General features: G+C 71.7%; 17 protein-coding genes. 8 read left to right on the forward strand and 9 right to left on the reverse strand.

Annotation, left to right across the window (positions count from 1 at the left end; all coding sequences use genetic code 11):
* Positions 1–26 precede the first annotated feature (26 nt).
* A complete protein-coding gene (locus ACZ4Z5_RS14255; protein ID WP_468261592.1) occupies positions 27–959 on the reverse strand; it encodes an SDR family oxidoreductase in 933 nt (310 codons plus the stop codon).
* A gap of 110 nt (positions 960–1069) precedes the next feature.
* Here ACZ4Z5_RS14255 and ACZ4Z5_RS14260 point away from each other — a divergent pair, with 110 nt between their 5' ends.
* Positions 1070–1594 carry a DUF4240 domain-containing protein gene (locus ACZ4Z5_RS14260; RefSeq protein WP_468262040.1) on the forward strand — a complete coding sequence of 175 codons (525 nt, stop codon included), beginning with the start codon at positions 1070–1072 and terminating at the stop codon, positions 1592–1594.
* Positions 1595–1674: 80 nt separating this feature from the next.
* On the opposite strand, the gene ACZ4Z5_RS14265 is transcribed toward ACZ4Z5_RS14260, so the two are convergent.
* On the reverse strand, positions 1675–2289 hold the full coding sequence (locus ACZ4Z5_RS14265; protein WP_468261595.1) for an HdeD family acid-resistance protein: 615 nt from the start codon (positions 2287–2289) through the stop codon (positions 1675–1677).
* A 73-nt stretch (positions 2290–2362) separates the two neighbouring features.
* A complete protein-coding gene (locus ACZ4Z5_RS14270) occupies positions 2363–2893 on the reverse strand; it encodes a GNAT family N-acetyltransferase (protein WP_468261598.1) in 531 nt (176 codons plus the stop codon).
* 90 nt (positions 2894–2983) lie between these two features.
* Here ACZ4Z5_RS14270 and ACZ4Z5_RS14275 point away from each other — a divergent pair, with 90 nt between their 5' ends.
* Entirely contained in the window at positions 2984–3874 is an 891-nt protein-coding gene (locus tag ACZ4Z5_RS14275) for a TIGR01777 family oxidoreductase (protein WP_468261601.1), read from the forward strand.
* Between the two features lie 302 nt (positions 3875–4176).
* The gene (locus ACZ4Z5_RS14280) at positions 4177–5502 is read left to right on the forward strand and encodes an NAD(P)/FAD-dependent oxidoreductase (RefSeq protein WP_468261604.1); all 1326 of its coding nucleotides are present in this window, start codon (positions 4177–4179) and stop codon (positions 5500–5502) included.
* A 159-nt stretch (positions 5503–5661) separates the two neighbouring features.
* Here ACZ4Z5_RS14280 and ACZ4Z5_RS14285 read toward each other — a convergent pair whose 3' ends face one another.
* Complete coding sequence (locus tag ACZ4Z5_RS14285) at positions 5662–7131, reverse strand: regulator (RefSeq protein ID WP_468261606.1); 1470 nt, start codon at positions 7129–7131, stop codon at positions 5662–5664.
* Positions 7132–7358: 227 nt separating this feature from the next.
* Here ACZ4Z5_RS14285 and lipB point away from each other — a divergent pair, with 227 nt between their 5' ends.
* From lipB to ACZ4Z5_RS14305, 4 genes are all read left to right on the forward strand, one after another.
* Positions 7359–8156: a lipoyl(octanoyl) transferase LipB gene (gene lipB, locus ACZ4Z5_RS14290; RefSeq protein WP_468261608.1), complete on the forward strand. Its 798-nt coding sequence runs from the start codon at positions 7359–7361 to the stop codon at positions 8154–8156.
* Positions 8157–8368: 212 nt separating this feature from the next.
* A complete protein-coding gene (lipA, locus tag ACZ4Z5_RS14295; protein WP_468261610.1) occupies positions 8369–9355 on the forward strand; it encodes a lipoyl synthase in 987 nt (328 codons plus the stop codon).
* 320 nt (positions 9356–9675) lie between these two features.
* Entirely contained in the window at positions 9676–9879 is a 204-nt protein-coding gene (locus ACZ4Z5_RS14300) for an SCO2195 family GlnR-regulated protein (RefSeq protein ID WP_468261612.1), read from the forward strand.
* A gap of 19 nt (positions 9880–9898) precedes the next feature.
* Entirely contained in the window at positions 9899–10606 is a 708-nt protein-coding gene (locus ACZ4Z5_RS14305) for a DUF4191 domain-containing protein (protein ID WP_468261615.1), read from the forward strand.
* 425 nt (positions 10607–11031) lie between these two features.
* Here ACZ4Z5_RS14305 and ACZ4Z5_RS14310 read toward each other — a convergent pair whose 3' ends face one another.
* Positions 11032–11499, reverse strand: coding sequence for an RDD family protein (locus ACZ4Z5_RS14310; RefSeq protein ID WP_468261617.1), 468 nt, complete (start codon positions 11497–11499; stop codon positions 11032–11034).
* A gap of 256 nt (positions 11500–11755) precedes the next feature.
* Between ACZ4Z5_RS14310 and glnA the strand changes: the two genes are divergently transcribed.
* On the forward strand, positions 11756–13165 hold the full coding sequence (gene glnA / locus ACZ4Z5_RS14315; RefSeq protein WP_468261620.1) for a type I glutamate--ammonia ligase: 1410 nt from the start codon (positions 11756–11758) through the stop codon (positions 13163–13165).
* A 107-nt stretch (positions 13166–13272) separates the two neighbouring features.
* Here glnA and ACZ4Z5_RS14320 read toward each other — a convergent pair whose 3' ends face one another.
* The 4 genes from ACZ4Z5_RS14320 to ACZ4Z5_RS14335 all read right to left on the reverse strand — a co-directional run bounded on the left by ACZ4Z5_RS14320 (position 13273) and on the right by ACZ4Z5_RS14335 (position 16511).
* The gene (locus ACZ4Z5_RS14320; RefSeq protein WP_468261622.1) at positions 13273–13860 is read right to left on the reverse strand and encodes an Imm21 family immunity protein; all 588 of its coding nucleotides are present in this window, start codon (positions 13858–13860) and stop codon (positions 13273–13275) included.
* Positions 13861–13966: 106 nt separating this feature from the next.
* Positions 13967–14746, reverse strand: a complete 780-nt coding sequence (locus ACZ4Z5_RS14325; RefSeq protein ID WP_468261625.1) for a class F sortase — start codon at positions 14744–14746, stop codon at positions 13967–13969.
* Positions 14743–15231, reverse strand: coding sequence for a hypothetical protein (locus ACZ4Z5_RS14330; protein WP_468261628.1), 489 nt, complete (start codon positions 15229–15231; stop codon positions 14743–14745). Before ACZ4Z5_RS14330 ends, ACZ4Z5_RS14325 begins: the two co-directional genes overlap by 4 nt.
* 314 nt (positions 15232–15545) lie before the next feature.
* Positions 15546–16511 (reverse strand): CapA family protein, encoded by a 966-nt coding sequence (locus ACZ4Z5_RS14335; protein ID WP_468261630.1) that lies wholly within the window; start codon positions 16509–16511, stop codon positions 15546–15548.
* Between the last annotated feature and the right edge of the window lie 111 nt (positions 16512–16622).

The raw sequence follows: 16622 nt of genomic DNA on the forward strand, positions 1-16622 counted from the left end.
CATCTGCCCCACTGGGCTCGTCCGCCTCACCGGTAGTCGTCCGGCGAGGGCTTCTCCCCTGCCTGCTCGGCGAGCATGAACCCCCATACGTCCGGGCGGCTGCCGTCCGCGTCCGTGACGCCGTACTCCCTGGCGAGCCGCCCGCTGTCGAGCGACTGTCCGTTCCAGCGGTCGCGGTCGGGGTCGGCGGCGAGTGCCCCGACGCACCGGCCGATGTAGAGCGGTGACTCCGACAGGACCCAGTGCCGCTGCTTGTCGATCCCGTCGCGCCAGTTCTCCTCGGTGAGGCCGAAGGCGTCGAGCATCTCCTCGGACCTGAGGAAGCCGGGCGTGACCGCGACGGCCGTGCCGCCGAGCTTCCGCAGCTCCTCGCCCAGGGTGAAGGCCATCCGGATCGGGATGTTCTTGGCCAGGTCGTAGTAGAAGTTCTCCCGGAACCCCTTGTTGGTCTCAGCCGTGCCGTCCGTGACCTCGATGACCAGGCCACCCGGCCGGCGCACCAGCAGGGGGAGGGCGATGCTGCTGGTGATGATGTGGCTGCGCGCGCCCAGGTCGATCATCCGCAGCCCGCGCTCCAGGTCGACGTCCCACATCCTGGTGTCGAAGTCGAGCAGGTGGTTCCCGCCCCAGATGTCGTTGACGAGGATGTCGAGGCGGCCCCGCTCGCGGTCGATGCGTTCGACGAGGGCCCGGACCTGGTCCGCCTGGAGGTGGTCGGCCGGCACGGCGACGCCCTCCCCGCCGGCGGCCGTGACCAGTTCGGCGGTCTCCTCGATCGTCTCGGTGGCCCGGCCGACCTCGCTGACCTGCTGCCGGGTGGTGCGACCGGTGACGTACACGGTGGCGCCGAGCGCACCGAGCTGGACGGCGATGGCGCGGCCGGCACCGCGGGTGGCCCCGGCCACGAGGGCGATCCGGTCGCCGAGGGGTTTGTCCTGGACGAGCTGTTCGTAGGTCATGCCCCGACGCTCCCATGTATGGACGACACCTTCTGTCGGGTATTCCCAGGGGCTTCTGTCCGGTATTTCCGGGTGCGGGACGTGCCCGGAGCCTTGATGCTGGACCCGTGATGGAAGAGACGGAGTTCTGGGAGCTCATCGACAGCACGCGCGAGGCCGCCGAGGGCGACCCCGACGAGCATGCCGAGCTGCTCGTGGAGCGGCTGACCAAGCTCGAACCCGATGACGTGATCGACTTCGCCCGCCATTTCGAGTCCCGGTTCAACCGTGCGTACCTCTGGGATCTGTGGGGGGCCGCGGCCGTCCTGCTGGACGGTGCGAGCGACGACGTCTTCGACTCGTTCCGGTGCTGGCTGATCGGTGAGGGCCGGAAGGTCTTCGAGGGCGCGGTGCACGACCCGGAGTCGCTCGCCGAACTCCTCGACGAATTCGACCCCGAGATCGACGGCGACGGCGAGGAGATCGGCTTCGCCGCGGACGAGGCGTTCGAGCAGCTGACCGGCACCGAGACGCCGGACCTCGGACTGCCCCTGCCGCCGCCGGAACCGCTCGGCGTTCCGGTCGACTTCGAGGACAGGACCGCCTTGGAGGAGCGTTTCCCCAGGCTCTGGGAACGGTTCGGGCCGCTGGACTGACGCCCACCGGGGGGCGGCCCGGCCGGACTCGCCGGACCCCTTGGCCGGACTCGCGCAGCACATGGTGCGACCTCGCGAGGTCAGACCTCCCGCGGCACCTGTTCGGCGTCCTTGCGGATCGAGAGCGCGGTGATGATCTCGACCACGCCCAGGACGATCAGCCAGCAGCCGGCGAAGATCGCCAGAACCGTGATGGACGTGAGGGGCCAGACGATCAGCACGATGCCGGCGAGGGTGTTGAGGATGCCGAAGAAGATCTGCCAGCCCCGGGCGGGCGTGCGGGCGTCGGACGCGGCGGCGACGATCTGGGTGATCCCGCGGAACAGCCAGGCGATGCCGATCCACAGCGCGAGCAGCAGCACCGACTGCAACCGGTCGCGGAAGGCGAGCAGCCCGAGCAGGATGCACAGGGCGCCGCTGATGAACACCAGCACCCGCATCGGCGTCGACACATGCGTACCGAACGCGGCGACGAGCTGAACCACACCGCTGACCAGGAGGAAGATCCCGAAGAGGATCCCGACGACCGCCAGCGACACCTCGGGCCAGACCAGGATGAGGATGCCGAGGACCAGAGAGACGAGCCCGGCGGCCAGCACCGCCTGCCAGGCTCTGCGCGAGAGGAAGTGGAGCGGTCCCTCGGGAGGGATGTCGTCGTCCGCCCACAGCGGCTGGGGCTTCTGCTGATCGTTCATACCGTCCACGGTGGCGGACGATGCCGGGCCCCACGATTCCACTGGTCCGGACGGGCGTACGCACCCGTGGGAATCAGCCGGCGGGGTCCCGGAGGCTGCGTCCCATCAGCACGTCGTCGACGTACTCGCCCGCCAGCAGGAACTCCCCCGGGAGCACGCCCTCCACGGTGAACCCCTCGGAGGCGTAGAGGGTGCGCGCGGGGGTGTTGTGTCCCAGCACCCGCAGGGTCATCCGGAGCGCCCCACGGCTCCGTGCCTCGTCGCAGGCGGCTCGCAGCAGGGCCCGGGCCAGCCCCCGGCCGCGGGCCCACTCGGCGACCGCGAGTCCCTGGATCTGGCGCACATGGGCGTTGCACGGCAGGGGGGTCGGCGCCACGGTCCGGATGTACCCGGCGATGCGCCCCTCGCTCTCCACGAGCAGGATCTGCTCGGGCGTGTGCCGCTCGTCGAAGAACGGCCGGTACGGCGGCCGGGGCCGGGGGGAGACGGCGTGCAGCGGGGACCAGGTCTCGCGGTCGAGCAGGGCGAGCTCGGAATCGTCGGTCAGTACCGCGGGGCGTATCCGGTGCGGGTGTGGGTGCTGGTGCGGCTGCGTCGCGGGCATCCGGTCACTCTGCCACGCACCGGACGGCGCGCCGCAACGGTTTCTCCGGGGCGACGCCGCGGGGGCGGTCCGCCCGCCCAGAATGGGGCCATGCGGATCGCGATCACCGGCTCGTCCGGGCTCATCGGTACGGCGCTGCTGCGCTCACTGCGCGCGGACGGTCACGAGGTGGTGCGGCTGGTGCGCCGGCCTGCCCGGGCCGGGGACGAGGTGCAGTGGGACCCCCGGCGGGGGTACGTGGACGTCGCGGGGCTCGTCGGCACCGAGGCCGTCGTCAATCTCGCCGGGGCCGGGGTCGGCGACCGGCGGTGGACGGAGGAGTACAAGCGGACGATCCGGGACAGTCGGGTGCTCTCGACGGCGACGCTCTCCGAGGCACTGGCATCGCTGGACACCCCGCCGGGCGTCCTGGTGAGCGCGTCGGGCATCGACTACTACGGGGACACCGGGGACCGTCCGGTCGACGAGGACTCCCCGCACGGCGAGGGCTTCCTGCCGTCGGTGTGCGTCGCATGGGAGGCGGCCACGGCACCGGCGGAGGAGGCGGGCATCCGTACGGCGCACCTGCGCACCGGCCTGGTGGTGGCGCGTGAGGGCGGGGCGTGGGCGAAGCTTCTTCCGCTCTTCAAGGCGGGCCTGGGCGGGCGGCTCGGCGACGGGCGGCAGATCTGGAGCTTCATCGCCCTGCACGACCACGTCGCGGCCGTGCGCCACATCATGGAGACGGGGTCGCTGTCGGGACCGGTCAACCTCACCTCGCCGTACCCGGTGAGCAATCGGGAGGTGTCGGCCGCCATGGGGAGGGTCCTGCACCGGCCGACGCCGTTCCCCGTCCCTGCGTTCGCGCTGCGGGCCGTGGTCGGCGAGTTCGCGGCGAACGCGCTTGCCGGGCACCGGGTGCTGCCGCGCCGGCTGCTGGACTCCGGGTTCACGTTCGCGTTCCCGCGGATCGACGACGCGGTGCGGGCGGCTCTGCGCTGACGCCCCGCGGTGCGGCACTTCGGGGTACGGCATTGCGTGGTGTGCCATTGCATGGTGCGGCACTTCGTAGTACGACGGCACTTCGTGGTGCGGCTTTTCGGTGGGATGTCTGCCGGAAGTGAGCGTTCGGGATCGTTTCTGACGGGTTGTCGACGGTGTGCGCCCGTGTGCTCCAGTGCTCGGTCGGTGCGCGACTGCAGTTGACCGGATCGGGACCTAATCTCGACCCGAACTCGGGTATTCCACTCGTCGGTTGGGGGCACAACGTCTCCACCATGCCGCGTTATCTCGGGGAGGGGCACGTGCTCACACCCGCTCACCATGTGGACGTCGTCATCGTCGGGGCCGGGCTCGCGGGCCTGGCAGCGGCCCATCGGCTGACCCGCGCGGGAGTGACGGTCAGCGTCCTGGAAGCCGCGCCTGAGGTCGGCGGCCTGATGTCCACCGATGTCGTCGACGGGTTCCGGCTCGACCGGACCGGCCGGCCGCTCAGTCCCTCGTATCCCGAGCTGCGCCGGACACCAGGGCTGGAAAGGCTGTCCCTGCGGGCCTTCGCCCCCGGCGTCCTCGTGCACAGCGAGGGCCGCCGGCATCGCGTGGGCGAGGCCGGGGGCGGAGGTGGGGGCGCCCGGGGCGCGCTCACGGCAGCACGCGCCTTCGCGAGCGCTCCCCGTACCGCCACGCCGATGGGCGGCGCCCTCGACCAGGCGCGGCTCAGCGCCTCGCTGACCCGGCTCGCCGCGTCACCGCCGAGGCGGCTGATGACCCGGCCCGAACTGCCCGCGGGCGCCGCACTCGTACGGCGCGGGCTGCCGCCCCGCACGGTCCGCGGGTACCTGCGGCCCCTGCTGTCGGCGCTGCTCTGCGATCCCGACCTCACCACGTCGAGCCGGGTCGCGGACCTGGTGCTGCGCGCCTACGTCCGCAGCGGCCTGTGCACGCCTCAGGGCGGTGCAGGGACGCTGCCCACGCTGCTCGCCGACGCACTCCCGCCGGGCACCGTACGCACCGGGGTACGGGCGCTGTCCGTCTCCACCACGTCCGTACTGACCGCGGACGGGGAGATCCGCTGCCGCGCGGTGCTCCTGGCGACGGGCGCACGGTCGGCGGCGGACCTGCTGCCGGGTCTGCGCGTCCCGGACTTCCACGAGATGACGGTCCTTCACCACAGTGCCCCGGTCGCGCCGCTGGTGGGAGCGGCGCTCGTGGTGGACGCGGACCGCGGCGGACCGGTGGCCCACACAGCGGTGATGAGCGCGGTCGACCCCTCGCGCGCGCCGGCCGGACGAGTCCTGGTCTCCTCCACGGTACTCGGCCCACCGCCGCCCGCCCGGGACCTCGACCGGCTGGTGCTGCGCCACCTCGACGGGCTCTACGGCACGTCCACCTCCGACTGGGAACTGCTGTCCCTGCACCACGACCGGGAAGCCGTCCCCGCGATGCCGCCCCCGCACGATCTGCGCCGGCCCGTCCGCCTGCTGGACGGCCTCTACGTCTGCGGCGACCACCGCGACACCAGCACCGTCCAGGGCACCCTGTGCTCCGCACGCCGCGCCGCCCGGGCGATCCTCACCGACTTCGGCATCCGCCCCCACCACACCGTCCCGGCCCTGCCTGCGGCCGCCTGACGCTCGCCCCGGACAGACGCGGCGCCCAGCCCTGACCCTGCGCCGCACGCACCCCGTGCCGCTCGGCTGCTCGGCGGCTGCCCGGCGGCCGGGCGGGGCCCGGAGGCGGACCGCCCCGGAGGCCACGTGGTCGTCGGACCGGGGCGGCCCGCCCGGCCGTCAGCCCAGGGCCGAGACCCGGTCGCGGTACGTCCGTACCGCGGAGGCGTCGCGGAACGGCTCCAGGCGGCGTTCGAAGTCGCGTACGTACTCCAGGGCACGGGCGGAGCGCATCTCGGACGCCTGCTGGGCGGCCTCCGCGCCGAGCGCGCACGCCTGGTCGAGCTCGCCGAGGCCCAGCCGGGCGGTGGCGAGGACGATCCGGCAGAAGAGGCGGCTGCGGGCGAAACCGGGCGCGCGCAGTTGCAGGGCACGCTCGGCGTGCTGGACGGCCGACCGGTACTGGTGCAGATCGCGGTGGCAGTGGCCCAGTTCATCGGCCAGTTGGGCCTCGTCGAAGGAGCGCGCCCAGTGCGGCACCTCGTCCGCGGGCTTCGCCGCCTCCATGGCCCGCTCCGCGCGCGCCAGCGAGGACGTGCAGGCCCGGACCTCGCCGAGCACCCCGTGGCCGCGTGCCTCGACCGCGTGCAGCATGGCCTGCACGACGGGCGGCGCGGCCGAGCCGACGCCCTGCTGGGCGACCCGGGCCAGCTGGACCGCCTCCCGGCCGTGCCCGAGGTAGACGGCCTGACGGCTCATGGTGATCAGTACGTACGCGCCGTACGCACGGTCCCCGGCGGCCTGCGCGAGCCGCAGCGCCTGGACGAAGTACCGCTGGGCGAGTCCGTGCGCGGCGATGTCGTACGAGGTCCAGCCGGCCAGCCGGGTGAGGTCGGCGACGGCCGCGAAGAGCCGGCGGCCGACCGTCTCGCCGTAGGCGCCGCGCAGCATCGGCTCGGCCTCGTGCTCCAGGTACCGGACCAGGGCCTGCCGGGCGTGCCCGCCTCCGTAGGCGTGGTCGAGCGCCCGGAAGAGTTCGCCGACCGAGCGCAGCGCCGCGATGTCCCCGCCGGTCACCCGCTGGCCGGGACCGCGGTCTGTGGGCCGGCCGAGGCCGACGCCGGACAGTGGCACGGGGCGGGGGCCCGCCGGCCGTCCCTGGCTGGGGACGCGGACGGCGTGGGGGGCGGGGTCGCCGCGTCCCACCCGTTCGTCGGCCCTGCCGATCAGCCAGTCGCGGCTCGGCACCACCAGCCCGGCGGGGGTGAAGGCGATCTTGCGGAGTTCGGCGTGGCTGCCGGAGTCCTTGCGCCACAGCCCGCTGACGATGTCGACGGCCTCCTCGGGTGTGGCCGCGAACTCCAGACCGGCGTACACGGGGGCGCACGCGTCGAGTCCCAGGTCCTGCGCGCTGAGCCGACGGCCGAGGCGCCGGGTGAAGACCTCGGCGATCAGCGCGGGGGTGGTGCCGCGCGGCTGCTGACCGCGGAGCCAGCGGGTGACCGACGTCTTGTCGTACCTCAGGTCGAGTCCGTGCTCCAGACCGAGCTGGTCCACTCGGCGGGCGAGCCCCGCGTTGGAGAATCCTGCCTCCGCGATGAGCGCGGCGAGCTGGCGGTTGGGGGTGCGCTGCGAGGGTCGTTCCGTCATCAGCTCTGCGGTCTCCTGCCTTCCGGGCCCGGGTGCAGCCCTCATGGAACGGCGCGAATTTAGCGGCCCGTCCCGCCGGTACCACCTCCTTCGCCCTACATTCATCCGATCGTGTGAGGATTGGCAGGGATCGGTGACGGCGACCGCCGGACCGGTCTCGTGCATCCGGTCGTACAGTGGCGTGGGCGCGGATGCGTGCACTGTGAACGTGCTGAGGAGGCATGGCCGTGAGTGAGCTGCGGTTTGTCCATCTGGGGTTCGGCGAGCAAGCCGTCGAGTACCGCGAGGCGTGGGACGAGCAGCGGCGGGTGCACGCGGCCCGGTTCGCCGACGAGATCCCGGACACCTGCCTTCTGCTGGAGCACCCGCCCGTCTACACGGCGGGACGGCGCACGGCGGAGAACGAGCGGCCCCTGGACGGCACCCCGGTCGTGGACGTCGACCGCGGCGGCAAGATCACCTGGCACGGCCCGGGCCAGCTCGTGGGCTACCCGATCCAGAAGCTGCCCCGCCCGGTGGACGTCGTGGCGCACGTACGCCGCCTGGAGGAGGCGCTGATCCGCTCCTGTGCCGAGTTCGGCCTGGAGACCACCCGGGTCGAGGGCCGCAGCGGCGTCTGGGTGCTCGGCGACCCGGTCGAGGAGCGGCCGGCCCTCGGCGGACTGTCCCTGGACTTCGACCCGCGGCTGCACGACGAGGAGTTCGACCCCCGGCTGAACGGCCCCGAGTACGCGCCGTCCAACGCGGGCCAGCGCCGCGAGGACCGCAAGATCGCCGCGATCGGCATCCGGGTGGCGAAGGGCGTCACGATGCACGGCTTCGCGCTGAACGTGAACCCCGACAACACCTGGTTCGACCGGATCGTGCCGTGCGGCATCCGGGACGCCGGTGTGACCTCGCTCACGAACGAACTGGGGCGCGAGATCACGGTGCCCGAGGTGGTGCCGGTGGTGGAGCGGTACCTCGGGGAGATCCTGGAGACCGCGGTCCTCGCCCCCCGCGAGAAGGAGAACGCCCCGGCCTGACGGCCACCGGGGTCACCCCGGATCCTGGTCCGGGTCCCGACCGGACTCCGGGCCGGGACCCGCCCGGGGAGGATCCGGGAACGGCCCCGGGATCCACCGGGGAACCACCAGGGAATGATCCCCTCAGGCCAGAGGTTGGCCGAACGTAAGGCAACGGGAACCACGGGCGTACCCTGGGGTTCGCCGAAGAATCGAAGTGTAGGGAGCCGGTCGTGTCCGCTGTCGCACCCGACGGACGCAAGATGCTGCGTCTGGAGGTCCGGAACAGCCAGACCCCCATCGAGCGCAAGCCCGAGTGGATCAAGACTCGGGCGAAGATGGGCCCCGAGTACAACCAGCTGCAGAAGCTCGTGAAGAGCGAGGGCCTGCACACGGTGTGCCAGGAGGCGGGCTGCCCCAACATCTTCGAGTGCTGGGAGGACCGCGAGGCGACCTTCCTCATCGGCGGCGACCAGTGCACCCGGCGCTGCGACTTCTGCCAGATCGACACGGGCAAGCCGCAGGCGCTGGACCGCGACGAGCCCCGCCGGGTCGGCGAGTCCGTCGTCGCGATGGACCTGAACTACGCCACGATCACCGGCGTCGCCCGCGACGACCTGGAGGACGGCGGCGCCTGGCTGTACGCGGAGACCGTGCGCCAGATCCACGAGGCGACCGCGGGCCGCGAGGCCGGCCGCACCAAGGTCGAGCTGCTCATCCCCGACTTCAACGCGGTGCCGGAACAGCTGGCCGAGGTCTTCTCGTCGCGCCCCGAGGTGCTGGCGCACAACGTCGAGACCGTGCCCCGGATCTTCAAGCGGATCCGCCCCGGTTTCCGGTACGAGCGCTCGCTCGAGGTGATCACCAAGGCCCGTGAGGCCGGTCTGGTCACCAAGTCGAACCTGATCCTCGGCATGGGCGAGACCCGTGAGGAGGTCAGCGGAGCCCTCCAGCACCTGTACGACGCCGGGTGCGAGCTCATCACCATCACGCAGTACCTGCGGCCCTCCGTGCGGCACCACCCCGTGGAGCGCTGGGTGAAGCCCCAGGAGTTCGTGGAGCTGAAGGAGGAGGCCGACGAGATCGGCTTCTCCGGTGTGATGTCCGGCCCGCTGGTCCGGTCCTCCTACCGCGCCGGCCGGCTGTTCCAGCAGGCGATGGAGCGGCGCGGCGAGGGCGCGGCGGTGGCGGCACGGCCCGTGGCGGGCGAAGCGGTCTGACGCGGACTTCCGCGGTCCTACGCGGTCCTACGCGGCCTCAAGCGGTCGGGCACGGGACCGCGTGCCGCTGGATCCGAGTCCCCCCGGACGCAGACCGTGTGAATCTGCGCACAAGTTATTACTGGTCAGTAGTGGCCGAGTCGACGCGGTCCGTACGGTCCCCGCAGGTAGGGGCGCCCGTACGGGCCGCGTCGGCGTGCGCGGCGTGCGTATCAAGGTTTCATTGGTGTTTGACCGGTCGGACACGCCCTGGTAACACCAATCAGTGACGCTGGTCTCACTCACCGCGCACACCCCTCGTCACTCCACAGGGAGCCGTAATGGCGACAGCCGGCCGTGCCACCGCCACACCCATGCCCTATCTCAGCGGTGCGCTGCGCGCCGTCGAGTCCGTCCTGATGGCCGGTGGCCAGCGCACGGCCCGCCGGAACGCCTGGACCGCGGTCCTGGAGGACCGCCGCCGCGCAAGGGACCGGGTCGAGGCACAGCACGTACTGGAGGCCGCGGCCGGGCGCCGTCCCTGAGCAACGTAAACTTCTTTGCATGGCGAGGAAGGCAAACAACGGCGGCGCTGACGCGGCCGCGAACCCCGGGCGACTGAAGCAGATCGCCCTGACGTACAAGATGACCCGCCGGGCCGACCCGAAGGTCGGGCTCGTGATCGCGGGTGTGGGAATCGTCACCTTCGGTGTCTTCCTCGGGATCGGCTTCCTGATCGGTCACCCGGTCTACCTGGGCATTCTGGGCTTCCTGCTGGCCTTCCTGGCGAGTGCGATCGTGTTCGGCCGGCGCGCCGAGCGCGCTGCCTTCGGCCAGATGGAGGGACAGCCGGGCGCCGCGGCCGCCGTGCTGCAGCAGATCGGCCGCGGCTGGACCAGCACTCCGGCGGTCGCTATGAACCGCAACCAGGACGTCGTCCACCGTGCCGTCGGCAAGGCCGGCATCGTGCTCGTGGGCGAGGGCAACCCGAACCGGGTGCGGACCCTGCTGGCCGCCGAGAAGAAGAAGATGTCGCGCGTCGTGGTGGACGTGCCGGTGCACGACTTCATCGTCGGCAACGGCGAGGGCGAGGTGCCGCTGAAGAAGCTGCGCACCACCCTGGTGAAGCTGCCCCGTGTCCTCACCGGCCCCCAGGTCACGGCCGCCAACGACCGGCTGCGCGCGCTGGGCGACCTGATGAGCAACATGCCGCTGCCAAAGGGTCCGATGCCGAAGGGCATGCGGATGCCGCGGGGCGGAAAGATGCGCTGACCCGCCTGCCCGCCGATGTACGGAAGGGCCGCCCGGAGGTTTCTTCTCCGGGCGGCCCTTCCGTATGTCGCGGGTCCGCTCGTATGTCGCGCGTCGGCGGCGTGTCGCGGGGTCAGCGGCCGTGGCCGTCGTGCGCCGGGCCGGACGGCGTGCGCGTCGTCTGCAAACGCGACCGGTACATGGCTACGCGCGGGCCCACTCGGGACGTGCGGACACCCACGGGCGGGCACGGGAGGCCGATGGGCGGGTACGGCCTGCGGACGCCCAGGGGGAGGTACGGCGTGCGGACACCCGGCGGCAGATACAGCGTGCGGGCATCCGGGGGCAGACCGCGCGCGGGCATCCGGGGCCAGGTACGGGCGGGGCTCACGCACGACGCGTGCGGACTACCGCTGCCGTAGCAGCCGCCCCTCTGGGGCTCAGGCTCAGAGGCGGACCTGTACGGCCCGTGCGAGGCGGTCGTGGAGGCCGCGGCCGTCGCGGTCCCAGATGAGCGCCGGGATGGCGAGGCACAGCAGCAGGGTGCGCACGAAAACGCGTCCGAAGCCGAGCCGTCCGCCCTCCTCGGCGACCACGCGGAGGCCGAAGAGCCGCTTGCCCGGAGTGAAGCCGACGGTACCGACCGTCAGCAGACCGAGCAGCAGGAAGATGCCGAGCGCCCAGTTCCCGGCCGCGCGCTGGTCACCCTGGGCGAAGAGCCCGTATGCGATCAGCATGCACATCGCCCAGTCGACGAAGACGGCGCCGAGACGCCGCCCGACAGGGGCGATGGAGCCGGGCCCGTGCTCCGGCAGACCGAGCTGCCGGCCCCGGTATCCGAAGTCGACGCCCATCTGCTCGGCGGCCGCGCGAGGCCCGGAGAGCCACGATCCGAGTGCTTGCCTTTTGTCCACCCGTCCACGGTACTGGGCAGGGATTCCTTTCCCGCCGCCGCCCCTGTCCGGCCGACCGGCCAGTGTCTGTCCGGCTCTGTCCGGCTCTGTCCGCCTCCGTTTGCGACGGGCCTCCGGTTAACTTGGTCGAAACAAATGGGTCACGCTTGAGAAATCCCTCGTACCTATGGTCGGGGACGAGCGTGCACCACCGCACTGGCTGCATGACCGAGCTACAGCCCCGCCCAAGCCCCGGGTCGGGAGTAGGAGGAGTTGGATGTTCCAGAACGCCGACGACGCGAAGAAGTTCATCGCAGACGAGGACGTCAAGTTCGTTGATGTCCGCTTCTGCGACCTGCCGGGTGTGATGCAGCACTTCACGATCCCGGCCGACGCGTTCGACCCGGACGAGGAGCTGGCGTTCGACGGATCCTCGATCCGTGGCTTCCAGGCGATCCACGAGTCCGACATGGCGCTGCGCGCGGACATCACCACGGCGCGTGTCGACCCGTTCCGCCGCGACAAGACGCTGAACATCAACTTCTTCATCCACGACCCGATCACCGGCGAGCAGTACAGCCGTGACCCGCGCAACATCGCCAAGAAGGCCGAGGCCTACCTCGCCTCCACCGGCATCGCGGACACCGCCTTCTTCGGCCCCGAGGCCGAGTTCTACATCTTCGACTCGGTCCGCTTCGAGACCTCCGCGAACCAGGGCTTCTACCACATCGACTCCGAGGCCGGCGCCTGGAACACCGGTGCGCTCGAGGACAACCGTGGTTACAAGGTCCGCTACAAGGGCGGCTACTTCCCGGCCCCGCCGGTCGACCACTTCGCCGACCTGCGTGCCGAGATCTCCCTGGAGCTGGCCAAGGCCGGCCTGAAGGTGGAGCGCCAGCACCACGAGGTGGGCACCGCCGGCCAGGCCGAGATCAACTACAAGTTCAACACGCTGCTGGCCGCGGCCGACGACCTGATGCTCTTCAAGTACATCGTGAAGAACGTCGCCTGGCGCAACGGCAAGACCGCGACCTTCATGCCCAAGCCGATCTTCGGTGACAACGGCTCCGGCATGCACGTCCACCAGTCCCTGTGGACCGGCGGCGAGCCCCTCTTCTACGACGAGCAGGGCTACGCGGGCCTCTCGGACACCGCCCGCTACTACATCGGCGGCATCCTCAAGCACGCCCCGTCGCTGCTGGCCTTCACCAACCCGACGGTGAACTCCTACCACCGCCTGGTCCCCGGCTTCGAGGCCCCGGTCAACCTGGTCTACTCGCAGCGCAACCGCTCCGCGGCCATGCGTATCCCGATCACGGGCTCGAACCCGAAGGCCAAGCGCGTCGAGTTCCGCGCGCCGGACCCGTCCTCCAACCCGTACCTGGCCTTCTCGGCACTGCTGCTCGCCGGCCTCGACGGCATCAAGAACAAGATCGAGCCGGCCGAGCCGATCGACAAGGACCTCTACGAGCTCGCCCCCGAGGAGCACGCGGGCGTCCCGCAGGTCCCGACCTCCCTCCCGGCCGTCCTCGACGCGCTGGAGGAGGACAACGAGTACCTGCAGGCCGGCGGTGTCTTCACCTCCGACCTGATCGAGACCTGGATCGACTACAAGCGCACGAACGAGATCGCCCCGATCCAGCTCCGTCCGCACCCGCACGAGTTCGAGCTGTACTTCGACATCTAAGATCGCCACGGGTCGGAGCGGGTTTCCGCTCCCCTGGTCGGTCTGTGGGCCGTCGGCCGTGTTCCTTCCCCAGCTGGAAGGAACACGGCCGACGGCTGTTCTTGCGGTCAGGCATCGACGGGGAGGAGCTGGACCAAGCCGACCCAGTTCACCTCATCCGCTTCGGTGTGGACGGCGCGGACCCTCCAGCGGCCCCTGGACAGCGGGATTGCCGCCTGAGCGGGCATCCCACCTCCGGGATACCCGATGCTCAGCTCTGCGCCCGCCTCTACGGAGTCCATGAGCACGGCCGGGCCATCCGACGCCCAGGTGCCGCACTCCTCCCACTCGGTGGCGGGGTCCGCAAGGACAGCCTCGGCTGCTGCCTCCAATTCGTCCTCGGAGCCTGCGGCGAGCCGGCGCAGGAAAGCCCGATGGCCGGGCAGGTAGCAACTGGTGGCCGGCTCGTCCGCCAGTACCAGTGCCTGCGCGCCGCTGTCGCCGACGGCGATCACCACGGCCAGGTCGTCCACCGCGCAGGCGCGGTCGTAGTCGTCCGGAGCGGTCGCGTCCCCCACGACGAATCCGGTCTCCGTGCACCCGCGCCATGCAGCCAGCGCGGAGACGGGGATGACGATCAGAGGGCCGCCCATCGACTCCACCCAGACAGGGGCGGCATCGGACGCGTCAGCCGAGGCGGACGAAGAGGCGCTCATGCCGCCAGTGTGCACCCACCCACCGACAGCACCCTCGGCCAACCGGCAGGCCGGCGCCCGCGAACCGTCCGTGGTGACGGGGCCCTCGCCGGGCTTGGCCGTGGCGTCACGACATCCGGATCAGGGACGCGTAGACGACGATGTTCCCGCGGTAGCCGGTCTTCTTGTCGAAGCCGCCGCCGCAGGTGATGATCCGCAGCTGGGGGGCCGAGGTGCTGGCGTAGACCTTCTGGTCGGGGAACTTCTTCTTCGGGTACACCTCGACGGCGTCGACGGAGAACAGCGCGGTGTGGCCGTCGGCGCGGACGATTTCGATGGTGCTCTTCTTGCGGAGGACGCCCAGGGCGTAGAAGACGGCGCGGCCGGTCGGGGTGTCGACGTGGCCGGCGACGACCGCGGTGCCGGGCTCGCCGGGGACGGGGCCCTTGGCGTACCAGCCGGCCAGATGGGCTCTGCGGGCCGACGGCATGGCGAGGGTGCCGGTCCCGTCGAGGGTGAGCCCGGTCATCGGTGCGTTGACGCCGATCGCGGGGATGCGCAGTCGCTTCGGGGCGGCCTTCGTGCGGGCGGCGGCCGTGAGCGGGGGCGGCACCCGGGTGGGCGGCACCCGCGGGGAGGCGTTCCGGGGCGCCCGCGTCTCCGGTGGGGCCGGCGATGCCGTGGAGTCGGGTGCGGAGAAGGCCTGGGCGGCGGACGGCTGGGGGGCCGGCTCGCCGCGCATCCCGTGGGCCACCAGGAAGATGCCGGCGATCAGGACGACGGCGAGGTTCCTGGTCGACAGCAGGACCGCGGCTCGTCCGCGCCCGGTGGCGGTCCCGGCCGCCGGTGCCGGGCGGCGAGGCGGCCGGGGCGCCGGCCACCCCGCCCCCGGGGGCAGGCCGGTCAAGCGGCGTCGCCGGCGGTGCGGCGCCGCTTGGCGATCACGCCGCCGCCCACCGCGCCGGCGATCAGCGCGCAGCCGAGGGCGATCTGGGTGCCGTCCATGCCTCCGGCTCCGCCGAATCCGCCGCGCACCGGTCCGCTCGGGCGGTGGGCCACCTCGACCGTGGTGTCGACGCGGGTTCTCGGGGGGCACTTGACCGTGATGTTGTAGACGCCCTCCTTGGTGTCCGCCGGGACGGTGAACTCGCCGGCCAGTTCGCCCTCCCTGCCGGTCTCCAGCATGTTGATCTGGCCGCCGGCCTCCGCCTGTCCCTTGCCGTACGTCACGTCCGGTCCGCAGACCTCCGTGCTGACCTTGACGGTCGATCCCGGGTAGACCACGCCGGGGCTGACGCGGAGATCCGACTCGTCCGCGGCCGCGGCTCCGGCCGGGTGGCCGACGGCGATCACGGTCAGGGCGCCGGCGGCGAGTACTCGTGCAATGCGCATTTCACCCTCCGAGGGCGCGGGGCAGGACCTGCTGTCCCGACAGGGCGCCGCGCTCCGCAACCCAGGGAAACAGCTCCGCGACCTGACGACCTGTCGGAAGGTGCTGGTGCAGCCCCCTGCACGGATGCATCTGACGGGCCTTCATACAGGTCGGGCGTGCCGTGATGGTCTCAATGACGGAATGTCAGAAAGGATGGCAAACGGATGATCCACTGGGTCCCGGTCGCCTGGCCCCAGTCTCCTGGCCGTGGCCTCCCGGGCGTGGTCCCCCGGGCGTGGGCCTGGCCCTGGTCCCGGTGACCCCCGACCGCCCCTCAGACCCACCGCGCCGTCAGATGGTCGCCGTCGTCCGTGACCGTCGTACCCATGGCCGCGCATGCGCTGGTGAGGCGGCGGCGGATCCAGTCGTACTCGTCCGGGTCCGCGGGACGGGTGTGGCAGTAGTCGAGGGCGAGCGGGTACGCATCCACGCGGAGGAGGGACGACCCGTCCAGCGTGGCGAGGAAGAGCAGGCCCAGGTCGTTCCGTAGCTCGGGGTCGACGGCGTAGTCGTCGATGAAGTCGCCGAGGTCGAACAGGACGCGGCGGGTGAAGCCCTGGAAGACGTGGGCGGAGTGGCCGATCACGAGGGCGGCCCCGGCCTCCAGCAGGTCCGGGACGCAGCGCAGGACGTGGGGGACGGGGCGGGAGGCCATGTTGGGTCCCCAGTGGACGGTGACCAGGGTGACGTCGGTGCCCTGGTGCAGGTCGCGGATGGCGTCGATGAGCCAGCGCGGTGCGCCGTGGCGGAGGTCTGCGTAGGAGGTGCCGGGGGTGTGCGGGCCCGCGGCGAACTCCTCGGGGTGGTCGGCGACGCCCAGCAGACCGATGCGCAGCCCTCCGGCCGTCATCACGATCGGGGCGCGGGCCCGTGTGACGTCGGGGCCGGCCCCGACGACGTCGATGCCCGCTTCGGCGAGGAGCGACAGCGTGTCCTCGAGGGCTTCCGGACCGTAGTCGAGGGCGTGGTTGTTGGCCAGGGTGACGGCGTCCACCCCAAGCTGCGCGAGTGCGCCTGCGGCCTCCGGCGGGGCCCGGAAGAAGAATGGCTTGCCCGGGATGCGGGCGCGGCTCCCTCGGGCGGAGACGCAGCATTCGAGGTTCAGGAGGAACAGGTCGGCCCGGTCGACCACAGGCTTCAGCCCGGGCGCGAAGAGCGAGTCCGGGCCGTAGTCGGCGATCTGCTGTGCGACACCCCGGCCGAGCATCGTGTCGCCGGCCAGGGCGATCGTGAGCGTCATCGTGGGTCACCGCCTCACCCACCCAGTGTCGGTCGCACCGGGCCGCGACGGAAGAGCAAGCTGGAAGGGGAGCTTCCGCACGGGTCCGAGGACCCGGGAGGTGAGGTGGAC

The organism is Streptomyces sp. NPDC030222 (assembly GCF_055573115.1).